At 48.0% G+C, this 458-nt stretch carries 1 protein-coding gene; it reads right to left on the bottom strand.

Going from position 1 to position 458, the window contains the following annotated elements; translation table 11 throughout:
* Positions 1-458 (bottom strand): DUF819 family protein (locus tag HC175_RS18480; protein ID WP_168139690.1); only part of this gene is annotated, 458 nt, incomplete at both ends.

The following is a 458-nucleotide window of genomic DNA, read 5'->3' as shown; positions in this document are numbered from 1 at the left end:
CCACAGCAGTAGCAATAGAAATCATCCAGAAAAAGGAGGAAGCAAAGGAGGAAAGTGCAGATTTATTGTCTCTAAAAGCTTCGTAGTTTTCGGTTAGGAAAACTGAAATTCCGTCTGCGCTCCAGTGGGCAAAACCCACCGCTCCAAACGCCAGGGCAAGCATTACCATAAGATCTGCCAGGGAAGGATTTCGGGTAACACTGTCGGCATAGGCAGTAACTTTTTTCTTAAGGGTTTCAATGGCCGAATTGTCGGCTTTTAGCCACCTGTCAATGCTGTCACTTTTCCCGATTCCCATAAGCAGGATAGCCATCCAGATGTTGGCTACCACAATATCTACAAGGACCATTCCCCCATAAAGGTCAGGGTTATATTCAAAGATCTCCAGCCTCGCTGCCTGGTTGGCACCTCCACCAATCCAGCTACCTGCAAGGGTAGATAATCCTCTCCACACCGCG

Source organism: Salinimicrobium oceani (genome assembly GCF_012037645.1).
Note: the sequence above shows the minus strand (reverse complement) of the source record. Positions and strands in the feature narration are given on the sequence as shown.